Origin of the sequence: Helicobacter ganmani (genome assembly GCF_003364315.1) — a bacterium.
In the GTDB taxonomy this organism is placed as follows: domain Bacteria; phylum Campylobacterota; class Campylobacteria; order Campylobacterales; family Helicobacteraceae; genus Helicobacter_D; species Helicobacter_D ganmani.
In genome coordinates this window covers 69,432-86,423 of the sequence record NZ_NXLS01000003.1, presented here as the reverse complement: position 1 = coordinate 86,423, position 16,992 = coordinate 69,432, and the positions used below count along the sequence as shown (strand labels likewise).

Here is a 16,992-nt window from a genome sequence, read left to right as displayed (position 1 = left end):
AACTCCTTATAAATGGACAAAATTTTGTAGAATCCTAAGCCCCACATTATGCGATTTTTCGGGGTGTGGTTGGATTCCAAAAATATTATCCTTTTGCACAATAGAGGCAAATTCCGTTCCATATTGACTTACTCCAATGGCATTTTGCAAATTTTTCACATAATAACTATGCACAAAGTAGAGATAAAAAGGCGATTCTAATCCACTTAAAAGTGGCGATTCTTTGATTTTTTGCACATAATTCCAACCCACATGTGGAATCTTTTGCGTTGGAGTTAAGGAGCTTTTTTCAAATTTCACCACTTCCCCCTCTATCAATCCTAAGCCCAAATGTTCGCCAAACTCATAACTTTTTTGAAACAATAATTGCATTCCTAGGCAGATTCCAAGTAGAGGCTTGCCGCTTTTGGCAAACTCTAGCACTGCTTCTTGCATTCCATTGCGTGCTAGGTGTTGCATTGCGTCGCCAAATGCTCCAACACCGGGCAAAATAAGAGAATTGTAGTTTTTGAGATTTTGCGGGTCTTGCGTGATATGGGCTTTTTTACCAACCTTGTGGATTGCATTTTGGACGCTTGCTAGGTTTCCAATTCCATAATTTACAATGCCGAGCATATCAATCTCGTTTTAAATTCGCAGTAAGTCTGACATACAATGCTAGCCCTGCAAGCAGAAAGGTTACCGCAACGATGAGATAAACAGCATAAAGCAGCTTTTCTGGAGCAGTAATTGCGAATTTAAAGACTAGCATTAAAGATTCAATGGCTAAAGCAATCACAATAGAACCCAAGAATCGCGTCATTGTTTTATGCACGACTTTAGAATCTTGCGACTTCTGACGCCCCAAAACTTCCTCTTCAAAGATTGCGCGCACAAGGTCAAAAATAGCCAAACTTAAAGTAATAAGAATCGTTGCTTCAAAAACATCTTTAATATCTAAAATCTCCAAACTTCCAAAGCGATATAAGGCGTCCCATAAACTAATGCTACCCTTTATGAGCAGCAAAGAGCAGACAAGGAAGAGAGACAAAGCCATTAGGAAATAAACGCATTTGCCAATTCCAAAAGAAAATCCAAACAAAGGTGTGGTGCGCACAAGCTCCAAACTTCGCTCCAAACGCACGTCCATACAGACGACATAGGCAAGATCCCCCTTATCATTATAGAGAGGATAGGAAACTGTGATGACAAGATTACCGCTTGCTAAAGAGGGATACGGGTCTGTTAGGATACATTTTTTTTCTTTCACTGCGCGATAAAAGTAGGCGCGTTCATTATGGTTTTCACCTTTTTTGCACTCAATGTTAGAATCCCTAGAGATTCCGTCTATTACTAAACTCCCGCTAGAATCTAATACATAAATGAGTTCAAAGATTCCCACTTCTTTTTCTATCTTTTTGATTCCATCAACAATTTTATTTAATTCAATATGTGGCAAGTGATTTTTGATATTGCGTTGCATTAAGAAACATAAATACGCACGAATCTCATAGCGCATTTCGCTAAAATGTGCAATGTCTTTTGATAACATAAAAATTCCTTAAATTTAAGATTGAATTTGGGTAGAAATTGTATCAAAAAATACAGGATAATAACCCATATCTTTTGGTAATTTTGCTTGCCAAGATTCCAAAATACTTTGATAATCCTCCAAGGTTAAATTTCCTTTTAACAATTCATAATTAAGATAAAGTCCATAAGTGTTTAGAACATCACTTTGACAATATTCATCAATTTTGTCTTGTTTGCCCTCATAATATAATTGCAACACTTGCTCTCCGCTCGTGTCGTATTTACCCGGAAAGCCAACTAAATTTGCGAGAGCATCTAGTTTGAGATTCCGCGCACTGCCATAGTTTCCCAAGCTATCATATAAATCCGTGTGGAATCTCTCACTATATCTTTGGCGATAATTTTCCCATTTGCTTTTATTAAATTGTGCGTTGTTTTCCTCAAAATACGCATTTGCTTGGAGCTTGTATTTCATTGCACGTAAAAGCAACATTGGCATATCAAATCCTCGTCCATTGAAGCTTACGAGTTTTGGTTGATGTTTGTTGAGATAATTTAAAAATGACGTAATCAATGATTTTTCTCGTTCTTCTTTGGAATTTCCACTGCTTTTGAAGTTGCCTACCTTGATAAAACGTCCATACTCATCACAATACACGGCTGCAATACTGATGACTTGATGATAACAAATCGGCAAAAATTCTGTGTTGCTTAGTTCTTTTTGAATCTCCATTGCGGCTTTGCTTATTTCTAAATCACTTTGGGATTCTATTTTGATATTTCGTTTTTCAAATTCTGCTTTAAAGCCTTTTTGAACTAAATCTACATCTAAAATCGTTTCACAATCAAATACAATAATCATTTGCACTCCTTTGTTTTTAACTGCGTATTTTAAAGTAATTTTAGTTAGAATCCAAATTGATATGTAAAATAAAGGGGTAATTATGCTACTTGGAGTAAATATTGACCATATTGCAACACTGCGTGAGGCGCGGAAAATCAACGACCCAGACCCGCTAGAAGCAGTATTTATAGCCAAAAGGGCAGGGGCAGACCAGATTACTTTGCATTTGCGTGAAGACCGCAGACATATGCACGATTCCGATATTAAACGCATTCGCGAAAGCTCCTTTTTGCCTCTTAATGTGGAATGCTCCATTAATCCGCAAATCATAGACTTTTTGCTAGAAGTCGCACCACACCGCATTACGCTTGTGCCAGAGAATCGCGCAGAAGTAACCACAGAGGGTGGATTAGATGTTATAGGAAATTTTGATAGAATCGCGGAAATTACACAATCTTTTAGGGGAAAGGGCATAGAAGTTTCACTTTTTATTGATACGCAACTAGACCAAATTTGCGCTTCTAAAGAAGTTGGTGCGCAAATGATAGAGATTCATACGGGCGCTTATGCGAATTTGCATTTGATGTTAAATTCTAATTTACCCCGCACGCACCATAGTATAGAATCCCTAAACTTGCCAAAAGAGGAGTTAAAAGTGGCTTTGAGGGATTCCATAGAAAGCTTACAGAATGCCGCAAAAGAGGCAAAATGGTTAGGATTGGAAGTTGCCGCAGGACACGGATTGAACTATGTTAATCTTGCTCCTGTGTTATCTATTGTTGAGATTGGAGAACTTAATATCGGACAAAGCATTATCGCACGCGCTATTTTTAGCGGACTTGAAAATGCCATTAAAGAAATGGCGAAGTTGATAAAGGGTTAGATTTGAGATTCCATTATTCAGAGGGGGTAGGGGATTCTGCTTAGCAAAGTTAGCTCTTAACCCCCCAACTCCTAGTATGTTTTGTCCTCATTGCAAGGACGCGGATACTTTGGATTTGCCCTTGCGTTGTCGTGTCAGATTTGTGGCATATCAATAGGATTTTTTTCTTCGTTTTGTGGTGGCATAAATTGTGTTTGTGTGTTTTGTGAGGTTTGCTCATAGACAATTTCAAGCGTTGGATTAGAATTGTTCAAATCCACAAAACGCGTGCAATGCTTATGAAATATTAGTTTTACGGTGCCGGTTGGTCCATTGCGTTGCTTGCCGATGATAATTTCTGCTTCCTCTTCATTACGCGGGATATAAGTACTTTTGTAGTCTTTGTTTTCTTTTTTGGCGGCTTCTTCTTTTTCTTTTTCATCTTTTTGTTTATAAACTGCATCACGATACACAAACAAAATAATATCTGCGTCTTGCTCAATAGAGCCAGATTCGCGCAAGTCTGAAAGCATTGGGCGGCGGTCGCTCCTGCTCTCTAGGCTACGATTGAGTTGTGAAAGCGCAATGATTGGAATCTCTAATTCGCGCGCAATCATTTTGAGTCCGCGACTAATTTCGCTAACTTCTTGGTGCCTATCTTTATTGTTAGCACTACTCATCAGTTGCAAATAATCAATGACAGCAAGTCCGATTTCTGGGTGTTTGGTTTTGATTTTTCTTAGTTTGGTTCTAAGTTGATGAATCGTAAGCAAGCTATTGTCGTCAATAAACAAAGGAGATTTGCTCATAACATCTGCCGCATAGGTGAGATTTCCCCATTCCTCTTCTTGTAAGTTTCCAACGCGCAAGTTTTGCAAAGAGATAGAGGTTTTAGCAGCGAGCATTCTTAGCATTAATTGTTCCGCAGGCATTTCAAGACTAAAAAATGCTACCCCCCTCCCTGTATCTAAGGCTCTTTGTGCCATATTTAATACAAGTGTTGTCTTTCCCATTGCCGGACGCGCAGCAACGATAACCAAATCCCCTTTGTTGAATCCTGTTGTCATTTTGTTTAAACCTGCAAAGCCTGTATCTACGCCAATGAGCAGGTTATTTCCACGTTTTTTCATTTCTGTAACATATTCTAAAGTTGTTTTAATAATTGCTTTGGAATCCCTAAATTCCCGCATTTGTTGCACATTGCCAATCTTATAAAGCTCACTTTGGAGATAATCCATAATTTCTTTAGAGCTTGTTTCGCTCTCTGCCGTGCTTTGAGTGATTTTCATAGCAAAGGAATGGAGTTTGCGCTTGGTAGAGGATTCTAAAATTTCTTGAACATAAGATTTTAAATCACTGATAGGGCTTGTGGAGAGAATATTTAACATTTCTTCTTGAGCAATCGGACGTGCTTTGGTAGAGAGTCCAAGAATAATCTCCTCATCAATAGGGCGTTCAGTGTGGCGAAGTTCTAACATCGCAGAAAAAATATTTTGGTGTGGTGGATAAGAAAAATCTTCTGCTACAAGTGATTCCGCGATAAAATCCAACTGCTCTGGGTCAAATAAAATAGAGCTTAAAACAGCGCGTTCAATTTGTAATTGCATTTCCATATTGATTCCTTAAAATGTTGCGTTGCTTTTGAGATTTAAAAACAAATGTGCTAAGGTTGTGAGCGCAAAAACAGGAGCGAAAAATCCAATAATCGGAATTAGACTTAAGCCATACAAGGGCAAAACAACGTTGCGGATTCTACTTTTTTGTTCTAATTTAATGCGTTTAAGCTCTTTTTTTTCAAAGATTCCCTCGCCCACATCTGCAACTAATGTTTTAGAAAAGAGCCAAAAGTTTGGCAATAAAATCACAAATGAACCTATAAAGGGCACAAAATAAAGAGGCAATAAAAGCACTAAAAACAAAAGATATAAGAGATAAACTCCAAGTAAAGAAAACAAAGAAACTAATGTGCTTGTATTACCCTCTAAAGGGCAGGTAGGATAGTGTTTATTGCGCACAAAATGGACGACAAAAGGTGCTAAAAAAGAACAAATCGTCAATGTAAGTAAGAGCGAAAATATCAAAAATAAAAAAACTAAAAAAATAAAAATCGTGGTTTGGATAATATAATCTAGGCTACTTTGAATCCAAGCAAGCCAAGTAATAGAGAGATTTAAATCCCAGCGCAAAGAATCATAAAGCGTGGCATACCAAGTGTTGCCAAAGAAATAAAAGATTCCACCGATAAAAAGTAGCGCAAAAAATAAAGGTAAGAAAGTCAAGCCTAGTAAATAAGGCGTGAAAATATCCTTTTTGGCAAGCGCGAAATAGTGCTTTGTTTGGGTGAATTGCTCTTGCATTTTTGATTGCATAGTTGTCCTTAATTTTTGCAATAAATCATAAAAATTGAATCCAAAAATTCACCAAGTGAGAACTTCTCTTTTGATTTTATTGAGTGTGTCAATTGCCTCTTTGAGACGCGAGACTTCGTTGTCAATTTGTTGGAGATTCCACGCGCCAAGCTCTTCTGGCATATCTTGTGAGCCACGTTTAATCATAATATAATCTACAAAAGAAATTTTTGCGATTCCTAAAAGCAACTGAATCTCTGCCTGTGCTTCCTCAATTTCACGCAAGATTCCGTCAATGCGTTCAAACATTTTTTATCCTTCCTTGCTAAGTTTTAAGCCAAAATTTTAGCATTTTTACGCAACTTTTACAAAGGGAGAAAATCCTCCAAGATTTCCTCTTGCATAGTATGCGAAATTTCTAGTGTAAAATCATTAAAAATAGGTTGCTCTATGATTAAAAGCGGGGAGGTAAAAAACCCATAGGGATAAATTTTGTGGCGCAAAAGCAACTGAATTTCCTCACAAAGCCCTTGCCGCAAGAGAGTGGAAAAGTCTGATATTTTTAATAAATCTTTGAAACTCTCAAATAAAAGTAGCAAAATTCCTTCTTTGTTGGCATATCCGATTCCATTATGCCAAAATTCTACTTTTGCTTTGGTGGGTTTGGAAAGTAGGGAATAATCGCAAATAAAGCTAGGAATTGTTTGATTTTGGCAAGTCAGTTTGCCTTTAAGAAGTTGGTAGTGTAAAACTTTGCGTTTAAGGATTTGGTAGGGTTGGTCTGCTTGCTCTAGTCTCGTTCGCGTTTGAAAATTATGGAATCGCAACGCGGGGAGATTCCTTATTCCTTGTGGTGCGTTTAAGGACGAGAGCAACTCTAGCGCGTTTTTTTGGGATTTGTCTCGCTGGGCTTTGAGGGCAAAAAGGCAGCCGCAGTAGTTTTGGCGGTAGAGCTTTGCACTTCTTGCAAGTTCGTTTTGCACTTTTGTGCCCCCTTTGCTTCGCACATCAAGGGGCAGGAAGTCAAGATTCCAACTTTTAGCAATCACTTCACCTTGTGCAAAAAGTTCAGATTGTAGTTTCATTGGGCTTGCAAGTAGAGTAGTGGTGAATTCTGTGCAATGCGTTTTTTTGGCAATTTGAGCAGTTTTGTTTAAGCGAAAGTCAAAGCAAAAGCTACACCGCTCCCCCTTTTCGGGTGCGTTTTCTAAGCCTTTGGCATTTTGTAGCCATTCTTTGTCGTCGTATTCTCCAACAATAAGCGGAATCCCAAGTATTTTGCAGCTGCGTTGGACATCTTCTAGGCGCAGTTGATACTCTTCATAGGGGTGGATATTGGGGTTATAAAAGAATCCGCAAAAATGCTTATGGGGGTAAAGTTTTTGGAGACTTGTTAGGAAGTGATGACTATCTACGCTGCAACAAATATGCACTAGGGTTGCGTTTTGGTTGCTAAAATCATAAGGGACAGACGACATTTTCTCTCTTTTTTGGGCTAAATGAAACGAAATTTTAGCATAACCTAACACAAGTTAATCAGAAATATGTTAAAATTCTTGCGACCCTTTCATCTAGTGGCCAAGGATAATGCTCTTTCACGGCATATACGGAAGTTCAAATCTTCCAAGGGTCGCCAACTTTTAAATAATCTCGTATTTCTTGCAATCCCAACTTAATGCATTCTTAAATGTTAAAATTCTCTTAACTTTTCTTTAATAAATCCGATATAATAAATACTATCTTGAATTAATGAGGGGCAAATGCTCAAGAAATTGTTGGTTGGCTTGGTGTTTTCTAGTGCGTTTAGCACATTGATTTTTGCACAAATACAACCCAAAGTGCAAATAGGCGAGGCACTAAGTGGCAAAGAAGCGAAGGAAATGTTACAAAACTTCCCAAAGGAAGTAAAATCTGCGATAAAAGTTCCACAAAATAAACAAACAAAGGTGGCTAAGAACGCAAGAGGTGGGACTTATCCCTATAATAACGATGTGATTCCACCTTTTAACTCCTCTACCGATTCGCTTGTAGCACTTAGAAATAGTGCGGGTAATGTCGTTTTGTATGTAACTTATACCACAGATAAACCATTCGCAGAAGTTGGAAATATCCTTACCATAGATTCTAGCAGACTGGATAGCCCAAAAGACTATGCGGTGCAAAAGTGGAATCCCGACAAGCAAGAGCTTTATAGCGAATATGTAAATGCAAGGACTTATTATAATGGTGGGAGAAATCCGACAGATAAATATCCTGAATGGGGTATGCCTTATTCTAATAGCTTTGGAATGTGGATAAAACTTGGCGGATATTTCTCTGAAGCCATTTCGTTATTTAACAGAAACGAAATATACAAACAAAGCGACCCAGCTTGGGAATATCAGTATTTTAATTTTCAACTATTGCCCTCTGGTTTGCTTTCTGTTACCACAAAGTATTCTGATTATTCTACGGAACGCATTATCACGACAAAGCCGATTCCTCTTAACAAATGGGTATATATTCAAGCAATAGAAAAAGTGTTAGATTATCAAATTGGTTGGAAAGCAGAGGATGGAAGTGATGAAGAATTAGTCCAAAAAACTTTTGGGAATCAGACAATTAAATTTTCAAAGGATGCTTCTTATCAGAGGTATTTTAGCGTAACTGATTTAATGCGATATTTAGAAAATGACGAAACAAGATTCTATATTAACGCTAAAGAGCTTTTTTATAATCCTGTTGTGGGAATGTTTGAGCTTATGGATAACTACAATGCCAAAGAAAAGTTAATTTTCTCCACAGGAGGACAGATAACTTATGACATTAACACTTTAATCCAAGAATCTTACACGGTCTTAAGCGGCGGAACTTCGTCTATTTTGAATCTTAACGATATAGATGTTTATTACGACCCACAAACATTAAATATACTTTTAATTGATTGGCGGATAAATCGGCAAGGAGCAGGAAAATGAATATCAATAACCCAACACATATCAATCCCAAATTGGTTTCAAATAATCTAGGCACATTAGAGACCAATGACAACCTCAAACTCACAGAGGAAGCAATCAAACAATCTCAAGCAGAAGCGGCGGCAAAGGCAGAACAAGAACGCATAAGACAAGCGCAAGAAAATGCGAGGGCTAGGGTATTAAACGCTTTAGGCTTTGGCTCTATTCAATCATTTGGGCTTAGTTCGCACTCAAGCCTAAATGGAGATAAGCTAAACTACTTCACTCCTAGCTTCCACTCTCACTCTATCTCTTATGATGAGTTTGGTAGAACCATTTTTGATGATGCTTATCGCTGGAGCGGCGCAAATGGTGGTGGCGGAAATATGCTTAATGCCGCTGGAAATTCTAAGTATTTAAATACGCCTGTGGGGGAAATGCAGGTTTTCTTAGACTTAGATGATGATAATGACCAATATGGAGTTGGAAGCATAGGCTATATGGGGCAGCTCATTAACCTAGATGATAATCAAGATGGATTCTTAGATTCTAGCGATGAGTTTTTTAGTAAGCTAAAGCTAAAGGGCTACAACTCTAAGGGCGAGGAAGTTATCTTAAAATTTAGCGATGTTTATAGCTCACTTGATTTGACGAAGTTTGTAAATACGCAAAAAGATGTAGATGAGAATATAAAGAAATATGGCTACAATAAAGGAAATTTAGAAAGCGGAACAAGTCTATTTCGCCCAGAGGAAAGCTATAAGAAGCTAAATGACACGCAAAAAGACCAAATTAGAAAAATGTTCGCAGCAAACGCTGATGAAAGCGGTTGGATAGATTTAACAAAAACCTATAAAGACGAATACCGCCTAGAGAGGCTAACCTTTGAAAAGCTCTTAAAATCCCTAGATTTCGCATACTCTAAGACGGATTTAAACGGAGGGCTAAAGCTAGAGCGACTTAGATTTAGCGGATATGATGGCAGAGAAGATTGGAAATATGGGAAGCGAGAGGACTATTTAGAAGATTTGCAGAATCGCTTTAACAAAATGTATAATGACTATTATAATGATGACAAAGCCGATAAACTAGCAATCCGCAAAGAATTTCAAGCAATCACAGGAATGAAATTTAGCGAGGCAAATTTTAGAGAGTTTTACAATGGGTTAAATAGCTCCTCTACTGCTATGAAATACGCTAGTGCGCTAAAAGATGTGGATTCTGTCGTTGGAATGAAGCTAGATGATAATGGAATGCTTACGCTGAAGTTTGATTCAGGCAGGACAATGCGACTAAGCCTTGATGAGCTATACACGAGCGATGGGAATTTTAACGACTTGACAGAGAGAAGCGAGAGGGCAAATGCGTTTAGCGAGGCTATGAGCTTTGATGAAGAGGATTTAAACAAGCTAGACTTTAACAAAATAGGCGCAGACATAAATATGAATGGCTCTATTGTCTCTCTAGCGGAACTTGGAGTGGAATTTATCCGCAAATTAAGCTTCCAAAATGGTCGCTCCGCCTTTATCCTAACAATAGGAGATGGCAAGGAGCTCGTGGCAAATGCGCTGCATAAAATACAAAATGTGGAGAATATGATAAGATTCTCGGAACTAGAGGAGAAAGACAAGTTAAGAGGAAGCAAGTTTGAAATGGAAATGTAGGGTTATTGCCACGATTCCTTACGGAATCTCGTAATGACAAAATGGAATCTTTGTAAGTGAGATTCTGCATTATAGATTGCCACAATTCCTCGTGGAATCTTGCGGGGACAGAGAAAAAGCAAATGTAAAACAGCCTAAATTAAAAAATCTTGCGCACAAATGCGGATAATCACCAAAGATACAAATCCCCCAAAACAAGCCCCCAAGTAAGAATCGCAAGTGAGATTGCGAAAAACACACCTGCCGAAGCGCAGTCTTTGGCTATTTTTGCCTTTGCGTGAAATTCTTGCGTGATTAAATCCACGCAGGATTCAATGGCAGAATTGAAGCATTCCGCAATAAGAATTAACCACAAAACAGCAATCAAAAGAATGCGTTTTTCAAGCGGAATCTCTAAATAAAAAGCGACAAAAAGCAAAGGAATGATTATGAGGCACTCTAGTTTGAAAGCCGCTTCGTTTTTTAACATTGCCAAAACTCCGCATAAAGCGTATTTTGTATTTTTGAAAAAATGATATTTTGGTTTCATTGCAACTTCTTATATTTCTTAGGATACGAAATATTACCATTTATTGAATGTCTTTCCCTCGTTTTCGCCAAAATTTTAGCTACAATTCCATCTTATGAATCCAAAAATAAAAGATTTTATCAAAAAATATCATTTGTTAAGTTTGAGTGTCGTTGAAGCAGATTCTGATACATTAGAGGTTTATAGCGCAAGTTGTTATTATGCCTTTGATGAAGCGAATCTTAGCTTGCTTTTTAAGAGCGCGCAGGATTCTAAACATATTCAACTTTGCGCCTTAAACCCAAAAGTTGCTGTTATTATTGCAAAGGATTCTAAGAATCTTGGCAGGATTCAAGGTTTGCAAATTAAGACGTTTTTTAAACGAGCGACATTACAGCAAAAGAATCTCTATTATGCGCGCTTTCCTTTTGCCAAACTCGGTAATGGTGAGATTTTTGCATTGGAGATTCTATGGGCAAAATACACAGATAATAAACTTTTGTTAAGTGAAAAATTAACATTTATGAGGAAAAAATGAAAAAAGTTTTGTTATTAATGAGTGGAGGAGTAGATTCTAGTTATTGCGCCTATTTGCTACAAAAGCAAGGTTATTTTGTATATGGTGTGTATTTGAAATTACACGATAAGGAGGCAAAGCACCAATACTATGAGGCAAATATCAAACGATGTGCGGAGGCTTTGGGCATTACTTATGCGATAATAGACGAGCGCGAACTTTTCAAAAAAAGTGTTTATGATTATTTTGTGGAATCCTATGCTAAGGGGCAAACGCCAAATCCTTGTGCTCTATGTAATCCTTTGGTGAAATTTGGAATTGCTTTTAGATTGGCGGAGCAATTAGGCTATGATTATGTTGCCACAGGACATTATGCGCAAGTCAAAGAGGGCAAAATTGCGCAAGGCATAGATACGACAAAAGACCAAAGCTATTTTTTGTTTGGGCTCAAAAAAGAGTGGATTCCGCGCATTCTTTTTCCTTTGGGGGATAAAAGGAAGCAAGAGATTAAGCCCATTGCATTAAAGGAGCTTCCTTGGCTTGGGACTTTGGAGAGTTATAAGGATTCGCAAGAAATCTGTTTTGTGGAAAATACTTACATAGATATTTTGGAAAAACATTATAATGTAGAATCTCCCGGAGTGGTGTTGGATACACAAGGTAAGGAGATTGGCACACATAAAGGCTATATGCAATACACGATTGGTAAGCGCAAGGGCTTTACGATTAAGGGCGCATTGAATCCGCATTATGTGTTAAAGATTAATCCGCAGGAAAATACGATTGTTGCGGGTGAAAAGGACGAATTGGCGACTTATCAAGTGCGGGCAATTAATTTTTCTGTGCCAAAAGAAATGTTTGCAGAGCAACAAGCCCTAGAATGTGAAGTAAAGATTCGCTATAAAAGCCACAAGGTCAAGGCAAGAGTGCAATTAATTCAGGAGGATTCGGAAGGAAAAAAGCAAGAAATCTTGCTTGCAAATCTTCAAGAGCCAGCCTTTGGCGTAGCAAGCGGGCAGGCTTTGGTGCTTTATGAGGACGACAAAGTATTAGGAGGTGGCTTTATTGTTTAAATCCGCCTTGCGATTCTTTGCTATCTCTGTAATTTATTTTGGTTGCGCAATTTCTCCTTTTAACTCTTTGTCATAATCTGCTTTTTGATTAAAGATTCTTATCTTTTTTGCATTAAATTCAGCCGAGAGTGGATTCTTGGTTGCGTTATAGTCTTGGACTTGGATTTGTGCAACATCGCAGAGTAGATGAATCAAATCATCAATCACAAAAGGTTTGTCTTTAGCCGCTTGGATTTTTTGTGCAGTTTCTTTATGTTTTTGGATAAATTCTTCACTCATTAAAGCGAGAAATGGCACTTCGGCAGTGAATCTTGAAGTTACAAAATGCCCTAATTTGCCCTTGTATTCGTATAAACTCTCTCCGTGGTCGCTAAGATAAAAAATAATAGAATCACTCTTTGCATAGATTTTAAAAATCTCATTCAAAATATAATCATTATACAAAACCGCATTGGCATAAGTAGCGATGATTTCCTTTTGTTTCTTATCGGCAAAACTTGGATAATGAATATCGTTTGCATTAAACTTCGCAAATTCTTTGGGGTAACGTTTATCGTAGTTAAAATGTGTCCCCATTAAATGAATAATGTCTAGGCGAGATTCGGTAGGATTTTGCTCTAGTGCAGATTGAATAAAAGGCAAAAGGAATCCATCGTATGTAATTTGACTTTCTGCAATGCGGGAGCTTGTGATGAACTTGTTTAAGTTTGCTTTATAATCCGCAAGAGATGCGATAGAGGAAAAGGCATTGACTTCTGAGCCGACAACTTCTTGATTGGAAAAAACAGCAGTTTTGTATCCTGCAAGCGAAAAAAGATTGATAAGGTCTAAGGATTGATTCCATTGACTATCTCCAGCATTGGAGAAATTGAGCAAATGTTGTAAGGCGAGTTTGGTTTGCGCAAAAGATGCGATTGTATCGCTAAATAACGCTAGTTGCCTCCCCCCCCCTCATTATTTGCAAAGCTCCTTAAAAAGGGGGTATTGGGAAGCTCATAACCATAAACTTCAAGGAAATTTCTTTGTGTGGATTCCCCAATGACTAGCACAATATGCTGTGGGGAATCGGAGCTTTTGGAGATTTTACCTTGATAGGATTCACGCAAGGCTTGATAATTGCTTACAAGTTGTTTGTAGCTTGTATAGAAGCTCGTGCTACCATAATACTGACGAATACTATAAAAAAGTCGCGTGAGGGAATTTTCGTTGAGCTTCGCAAAAGGTTCGGGCTTGTGCTTGAAGTAGCGATTGGCAACATCTGCGATGAAAATCACACTAAGCAGCACATAAAGCGCAAAAAAGATTCCAATCAATCTAGGAGACAGGGTTGTTTGTGGGGTTGGGAAAAACTTAAAATAACCATAACCAGCTAATAGGAATCCAAGGGCAATTAAGAAAATCTTGAGATTCAAAAAAGCAATGAAAAACTCTCTTGCTTCTTTGAAGTTTGTTTGCAAGATTGCGTCAAGAACATAGGGTGTGATGAGACTGCGATAAGAATACAGCAAAAATCCCTCTACGATAAGTGCAATCGCACTTAAACCTACAAGTAATAACAAAAGAGTGCGCGCAAGATTGCTTGGGAAAAGTAAAAAGGCGAGGTGTAAGCAAAGGAGTTCTAGCAAGATTGTGCTAAGGAGGGATTTGGTGAGCTTTTCTAAAAACCAAGGGATAGAATCGTAAAAATAAGAAAAATAATTCCAAAAAAATAAAAGAATCGCATTGCAAATAAAGATAAATAAAACACTAGATAAATTCTGTTCTAAAAAGGAGAAAAAGCTAGACATTTTAAGCCCTTTATTCTAATATTAAAATCGTAGTTTAATATTTTTTGGATAAATAGTCCTTTAAAATTGCAAGAAAGGGGAGATTTGCAAAGAAAGGCATAGAATGCCCTCTCTTAAATAGCGTGTTAGTTACGTTTAAGTTGATTGACAATTTGGAGCATAGAATCCGCTGTTTGGATAGACTTAGAATTGGCTTCATAGGCTCTTTGCCCGACAATTAAATCTGTCATCTCCTCTACCAACTTCACATTGCTTGTTTCTACAAATCCCTGTCTTAGCAGCCCGAAGCCATTAAGTCCCGGAGTGCCAACGATTGGGTCTCCTGAAGCGTTGGTGTTGAGATAAAGATTATCGCCTAGCGCGTGCAAGCCTGCGGGGTTGATAAAATTCACGGTTTCAATCTGTCCTAACTGATTGACTTCAGTAGCGTTGCCTTGCACAACGGTTACCGTCCCGTCTGTTCCGATATTGATTTCTCTTGCGTCATCTGGAATCGTGATATTTGGCACGAGTAAATAACCTTGAGAATTGACGACATTACCCTCATCATCACGTTTAAATGCTCCATCACGCGTATAGGCAATCGTGCCATCAGGAAGTTCAATTTGAAAGAATCCATTGCCCGTGATTGCAATATCAAGGTTTTGCTCTGTTTCTTTGAAGTTTCCTTGAGAAAATAGCTTTTGAACCGAAGTAGGGCGCACACCTAATCCCACTTCAATTCCTGTTGGGCTAAGAGTAGTCTCTGAAGTGCTTGAACCTGCGTATTGAATCACTTGGTGGAACAAATCCGCAAATTCAGCGCGTTCCTTGCGATAGCCAAAGGTATTGACATTGGAAATATTGTTTGAAGTAACATCAATAAATAATTGCTGTCCTAACATACCTGTTGTTGCTGTGTAGAGTGCTCTCATCATTTGGAATCCTTTTATGCTTTTGCTGCTAGTTTTGTGATGGCTTCTGTGTTTAGCTCGTCCATATGTGTTTTTAACACTTTGGAATAGGCTTCCACTAAGCGGTTTGCTTCAATTAATCCAGTCATTTCATAGACAACATTAATATTGCTTTTTTCTAAAAACCCTTGACGCACTGCGCCACTTTGTTCTAGTGCTTCGCGCTCGTTGTTGCGCTCCTCTGGGTAAGAGTAGAGATTATCTCCTACTTTTTTAAGATATTTTGGGTTTTCAAAGGCTACGATTCCGATATTTGTCATCAAAGCCATTTCGCTAATTCCCTCATTGTTTAAGTCTCGCGTATAAACATTTCCATTGGTATCCACTTCTACTTGGAATCCATCAATAAATTCAATATATTGTGGAGCGTCCAAATATTCGCGAGGAAGCACGGGATAGCCTTCTTTATTGACTAATCTGCCTTGTTCGTTTAACACAAAAGAACCATCGCGTGTGTAGCGAATTCCTTCGGGTGTTTCAATCATAAAATACGCATTTTCTCGCCCAAGTGCGAAATCAAAGGTATTGTCTGTTTGCATCATTCCGCCAAGTGAGCGGTCAGTAAATTCTTCTACGATTTGTGGCACGCGATTCAAAGAGCGATTGTAAAATTTTGCCGCGTCTTTTGTCTGCTCATCAATAGGCAAAAAGTCCTTTGCTTGTTCATAAAGTCTTAAAAAATCTCCAATCACAACATCATCACGCTTGAATCCGGTTGTATTTGCGTTTGCGATGTTGTTTGCAATTACATCTAAGCGGTCAATTTGTGTAACCATACCGCCGACAGAGCTATAATATCCACCTTGCATTTTATGCCTTTTGTTAAACTTTTGTGAGAGTTAAAGCAAAAGGTGTTCCAAAATGAGATTCTAAAATTATTTTAAAATAAAATTGTTGAATCTCCCAAGAGCTAAGTTTGCCACTACATTATTGCGAGAAAATTTAAAAAATTTTCGTGGCAATCCATAATTTTATCTTGCCACTAAATATTTTGATTGCTTATATTATAGATTGCCTCGTTAAGTGTTTTCTTTATCCTCACTTTTTATTGCTCATTTGTGCTTTATTTTCGGTTTTGTAAAGCCAAATAAAGACTTCTACGACTGCCTTATAAAGTGTGGGTGGAATCTCCTCGTCTAATTCTAGGTTAATTAGCGAATCCACAAGTGCTTTGCTCTGAAATAAGGGGATTTCGTATTCCTTTGCCTTTTCAATGATTCTTTGCGCAAGAAATCCCTCACCTTTGGCTATAACTTTTGGAGCGCGTTGTTTGTTTTGCTCATAAGCAAGGGCGACAGCTTTTTGATTGAGTAGCGGTGGCATTAGTAGCTTCCCAAGATTCTATCTACCGCTTCCCAACTTAGTTTTGGGTTTGGCTTTTCTTGTGGTGATTGCAGAAAGTGTCGCACGAGGCGTGCAAGACAATCGGTTTCTATATTGACACGCATTCCGACTTTGTAGGTTTTAAAAAGCGTAGAATGCAAAGTGTGTGGGATAATCGTCAAGCGCAAAGTATTTTCTAGGATTTCGTTAATCGTCAAACTGATGCCATTGACTGCAATACTTCCCTTTGGCGCACAGAGTGCGAGAATCTCTGGAGTCGTGCGGATAAAAAAGTCCGTGCCGATTCTGTTGGATTCTATTTTTGCAATTTCCCCAATTCCATCAATATGCCCTTGCACAAGATGTCCATCTAACCTATCACTTAGGCGCATAGCGGGTTCAATATGCACCCAATCTGTATAAGTCTCTAGCGCAATGTGTTGTTGTGTTTCCTCACTAAGCTCTAGCATAAAGCCCTTATCTAAGATTTGAATTGTTGTGAGACAAACCCCATTGACTGCGATAGAATCTCCGATTTGAGGTTTATGTTTTGCAAGCAAAGTCAATGTTGCGTCTTGCAAGGATTTGACTTTGCCAAACTCACGCACAAGTCCTGTAAACATTTCCAACCTTTAAGTAAAATTGCATTAAAATTTGCAAATTGT

The 16,992-nt window shown here is 38.2% G+C and carries 19 protein-coding genes and 1 tRNA gene; 6 read left to right on the top strand and 14 right to left on the bottom strand.

The genetic code is table 11. From position 1 onward, the window contains the following. Positions 1-6: 6 nt before the first annotated feature. Genes hisH through CQA43_RS04015 form a run of 3 tightly spaced genes read right to left on the bottom strand, consistent with a single transcriptional unit; the run spans position 7 to position 2,374 of the window. The gene (gene hisH / locus CQA43_RS04025) at positions 7-615 is read right to left on the bottom strand and encodes an imidazole glycerol phosphate synthase subunit HisH (RefSeq protein ID WP_115551330.1); all 609 of its coding nucleotides are present in this window, start codon (positions 613-615) and stop codon (positions 7-9) included. 1 nt (position 616) lies between these two features. Beyond that, positions 617-1,531: a PDC sensor domain-containing protein gene (locus CQA43_RS04020; RefSeq protein WP_115551329.1), complete on the bottom strand. Its 915-nt coding sequence runs from the start codon at positions 1,529-1,531 to the stop codon at positions 617-619. A gap of 15 nt (positions 1,532-1,546) precedes the next feature. After that, on the bottom strand, positions 1,547-2,374 hold the full coding sequence (locus CQA43_RS04015; RefSeq protein ID WP_115551328.1) for a 3'-5' exonuclease: 828 nt from the start codon (positions 2,372-2,374) through the stop codon (positions 1,547-1,549). An 82-nt stretch (positions 2,375-2,456) separates the two neighbouring features. Between CQA43_RS04015 and CQA43_RS04010 the strand changes: the two genes are divergently transcribed. Beyond that, positions 2,457-3,239: a pyridoxine 5'-phosphate synthase gene (locus tag CQA43_RS04010; RefSeq protein WP_115551327.1), complete on the top strand. Its 783-nt coding sequence runs from the start codon at positions 2,457-2,459 to the stop codon at positions 3,237-3,239. Between the two features lie 134 nt (positions 3,240-3,373). Here the strand turns inward: CQA43_RS04010 and CQA43_RS04005 are convergent, their stop codons facing one another. Genes CQA43_RS04005 through CQA43_RS03990 form a run of 4 tightly spaced genes read right to left on the bottom strand, consistent with a single transcriptional unit; the run spans position 3,374 to position 7,044 of the window. Next, positions 3,374-4,825 (bottom strand): replicative DNA helicase, encoded by a 1,452-nt coding sequence (locus CQA43_RS04005; protein ID WP_115551458.1) that lies wholly within the window; start codon positions 4,823-4,825, stop codon positions 3,374-3,376. Positions 4,826-4,840: 15 nt separating this feature from the next. After that, a complete protein-coding gene (locus CQA43_RS04000; RefSeq protein WP_245944208.1) occupies positions 4,841-5,587 on the bottom strand; it encodes an EI24 domain-containing protein in 747 nt (248 codons plus the stop codon). A 48-nt stretch (positions 5,588-5,635) separates the two neighbouring features. Next, complete coding sequence (locus tag CQA43_RS03995) at positions 5,636-5,875, bottom strand: DUF2443 domain-containing protein (protein ID WP_115551326.1); 240 nt, start codon at positions 5,873-5,875, stop codon at positions 5,636-5,638. A gap of 56 nt (positions 5,876-5,931) precedes the next feature. Beyond that, positions 5,932-7,044, bottom strand: coding sequence for an epoxyqueuosine reductase QueH (locus tag CQA43_RS03990; RefSeq protein WP_115551325.1), 1,113 nt, complete (start codon positions 7,042-7,044; stop codon positions 5,932-5,934). Between the two features lie 82 nt (positions 7,045-7,126). Between CQA43_RS03990 and CQA43_RS03985 the strand changes: the two genes are divergently transcribed. The 3 genes from CQA43_RS03985 to CQA43_RS03975 all read left to right on the top strand — a co-directional run bounded on the left by CQA43_RS03985 (position 7,127) and on the right by CQA43_RS03975 (position 10,166). Next, positions 7,127-7,202: transfer RNA gene (locus tag CQA43_RS03985), tRNA-Glu, on the top strand. A 124-nt stretch (positions 7,203-7,326) separates the two neighbouring features. Continuing rightward, entirely contained in the window at positions 7,327-8,523 is a 1,197-nt protein-coding gene (locus tag CQA43_RS03980) for a hypothetical protein (protein WP_115551324.1), read from the top strand. Then, positions 8,520-10,166: a hypothetical protein gene (locus tag CQA43_RS03975; RefSeq protein ID WP_115551323.1), complete on the top strand. Its 1,647-nt coding sequence runs from the start codon at positions 8,520-8,522 to the stop codon at positions 10,164-10,166. The genes CQA43_RS03980 and CQA43_RS03975 overlap by 4 nt, the downstream gene beginning before the upstream one ends. Positions 10,167-10,335: 169 nt before the next feature. Here CQA43_RS03975 and CQA43_RS03970 read toward each other — a convergent pair whose 3' ends face one another. Continuing rightward, a complete protein-coding gene (locus CQA43_RS03970) occupies positions 10,336-10,695 on the bottom strand; it encodes a diacylglycerol kinase (RefSeq protein WP_115551322.1) in 360 nt (119 codons plus the stop codon). Positions 10,696-10,789: 94 nt separating this feature from the next. Here CQA43_RS03970 and CQA43_RS03965 point away from each other — a divergent pair, with 94 nt between their 5' ends. Both CQA43_RS03965 and mnmA read left to right on the top strand, forming a co-directional pair. Next, positions 10,790-11,212, top strand: a complete 423-nt coding sequence (locus CQA43_RS03965; protein WP_115551321.1) for a hypothetical protein — start codon at positions 10,790-10,792, stop codon at positions 11,210-11,212. Further along, positions 11,209-12,264 (top strand): tRNA 2-thiouridine(34) synthase MnmA, encoded by a 1,056-nt coding sequence (gene mnmA / locus CQA43_RS03960; RefSeq protein ID WP_115551320.1) that lies wholly within the window; start codon positions 11,209-11,211, stop codon positions 12,262-12,264. Before CQA43_RS03965 ends, mnmA begins: the two co-directional genes overlap by 4 nt. Before the next feature lie 33 nt (positions 12,265-12,297). Here the strand turns inward: mnmA and CQA43_RS03955 are convergent, their stop codons facing one another. From CQA43_RS03955 to ribE, 6 genes are all read right to left on the bottom strand, one after another. Continuing rightward, positions 12,298-13,140, bottom strand: coding sequence for a phosphoethanolamine transferase (locus CQA43_RS03955; RefSeq protein ID WP_181881618.1), 843 nt, complete (start codon positions 13,138-13,140; stop codon positions 12,298-12,300). A gap of 56 nt (positions 13,141-13,196) precedes the next feature. Next, entirely contained in the window at positions 13,197-14,051 is an 855-nt protein-coding gene (locus tag CQA43_RS03950; RefSeq protein WP_115551318.1) for an alkaline phosphatase family protein, read from the bottom strand. Between the two features lie 125 nt (positions 14,052-14,176). Beyond that, a complete protein-coding gene (gene flgG, locus CQA43_RS03945) occupies positions 14,177-14,968 on the bottom strand; it encodes a flagellar basal-body rod protein FlgG (RefSeq protein ID WP_034290788.1) in 792 nt (263 codons plus the stop codon). A gap of 11 nt (positions 14,969-14,979) precedes the next feature. Further along, positions 14,980-15,813, bottom strand: a complete 834-nt coding sequence (locus tag CQA43_RS03940) for a flagellar hook-basal body protein (RefSeq protein WP_115551317.1) — start codon at positions 15,811-15,813, stop codon at positions 14,980-14,982. A gap of 229 nt (positions 15,814-16,042) precedes the next feature. Continuing rightward, positions 16,043-16,327: an EscU/YscU/HrcU family type III secretion system export apparatus switch protein gene (locus CQA43_RS03935; RefSeq protein WP_115551316.1), complete on the bottom strand. Its 285-nt coding sequence runs from the start codon at positions 16,325-16,327 to the stop codon at positions 16,043-16,045. After that, complete coding sequence (ribE, locus tag CQA43_RS03930) at positions 16,327-16,950, bottom strand: riboflavin synthase (RefSeq protein WP_115551315.1); 624 nt, start codon at positions 16,948-16,950, stop codon at positions 16,327-16,329. Before ribE ends, CQA43_RS03935 begins: the two co-directional genes overlap by 1 nt. Between the last annotated feature and the right edge of the window lie 42 nt (positions 16,951-16,992).

What these genes read in the sequence shown, in the direction of transcription:
- CQA43_RS03970 (WP_115551322.1), bottom strand. Translation starts at nt 10,695, where the DNA reads ATGAAACCAAAATATCATTTTTTCAAAAATACAAAATACGCTTTATGC.
- hisH (WP_115551330.1), bottom strand. Translation starts at nt 615, where the DNA reads ATGCTCGGCATTGTAAATTATGGAATTGGAAACCTAGCAAGCGTCCAA.
- CQA43_RS03940 (WP_115551317.1), bottom strand. Translation starts at nt 15,813, where the DNA reads ATGCAAGGTGGATATTATAGCTCTGTCGGCGGTATGGTTACACAAATT.
- CQA43_RS03980 (WP_115551324.1), top strand. Translation starts at nt 7,327, where the DNA reads ATGCTCAAGAAATTGTTGGTTGGCTTGGTGTTTTCTAGTGCGTTTAGC.
- CQA43_RS03965 (WP_115551321.1), top strand. Translation starts at nt 10,790, where the DNA reads ATGAATCCAAAAATAAAAGATTTTATCAAAAAATATCATTTGTTAAGT.
- CQA43_RS03935 (WP_115551316.1), bottom strand. Translation starts at nt 16,327, where the DNA reads ATGCCACCGCTACTCAATCAAAAAGCTGTCGCCCTTGCTTATGAGCAA.
- CQA43_RS03995 (WP_115551326.1), bottom strand. Translation starts at nt 5,875, where the DNA reads ATGTTTGAACGCATTGACGGAATCTTGCGTGAAATTGAGGAAGCACAG.
- CQA43_RS03990 (WP_115551325.1), bottom strand. Translation starts at nt 7,044, where the DNA reads ATGTCGTCTGTCCCTTATGATTTTAGCAACCAAAACGCAACCCTAGTG.
- CQA43_RS04015 (WP_115551328.1), bottom strand. Translation starts at nt 2,374, where the DNA reads ATGATTATTGTATTTGATTGTGAAACGATTTTAGATGTAGATTTAGTT.
- CQA43_RS04020 (WP_115551329.1), bottom strand. Translation starts at nt 1,531, where the DNA reads ATGTTATCAAAAGACATTGCACATTTTAGCGAAATGCGCTATGAGATT.
- CQA43_RS04010 (WP_115551327.1), top strand. Translation starts at nt 2,457, where the DNA reads ATGCTACTTGGAGTAAATATTGACCATATTGCAACACTGCGTGAGGCG.
- CQA43_RS04000 (WP_245944208.1), bottom strand. Translation starts at nt 5,587, where the DNA reads ATGCAATCAAAAATGCAAGAGCAATTCACCCAAACAAAGCACTATTTC.
- flgG (WP_034290788.1), bottom strand. Translation starts at nt 14,968, where the DNA reads ATGATGAGAGCACTCTACACAGCAACAACAGGTATGTTAGGACAGCAA.
- ribE (WP_115551315.1), bottom strand. Translation starts at nt 16,950, where the DNA reads ATGTTTACAGGACTTGTGCGTGAGTTTGGCAAAGTCAAATCCTTGCAA.
- CQA43_RS03975 (WP_115551323.1), top strand. Translation starts at nt 8,520, where the DNA reads ATGAATATCAATAACCCAACACATATCAATCCCAAATTGGTTTCAAAT.
- CQA43_RS04005 (WP_115551458.1), bottom strand. Translation starts at nt 4,825, where the DNA reads ATGCAATTACAAATTGAACGCGCTGTTTTAAGCTCTATTTTATTTGAC.
- mnmA (WP_115551320.1), top strand. Translation starts at nt 11,209, where the DNA reads ATGAAAAAAGTTTTGTTATTAATGAGTGGAGGAGTAGATTCTAGTTAT.
- CQA43_RS03950 (WP_115551318.1), bottom strand. Translation starts at nt 14,051, where the DNA reads ATGTCTAGCTTTTTCTCCTTTTTAGAACAGAATTTATCTAGTGTTTTA.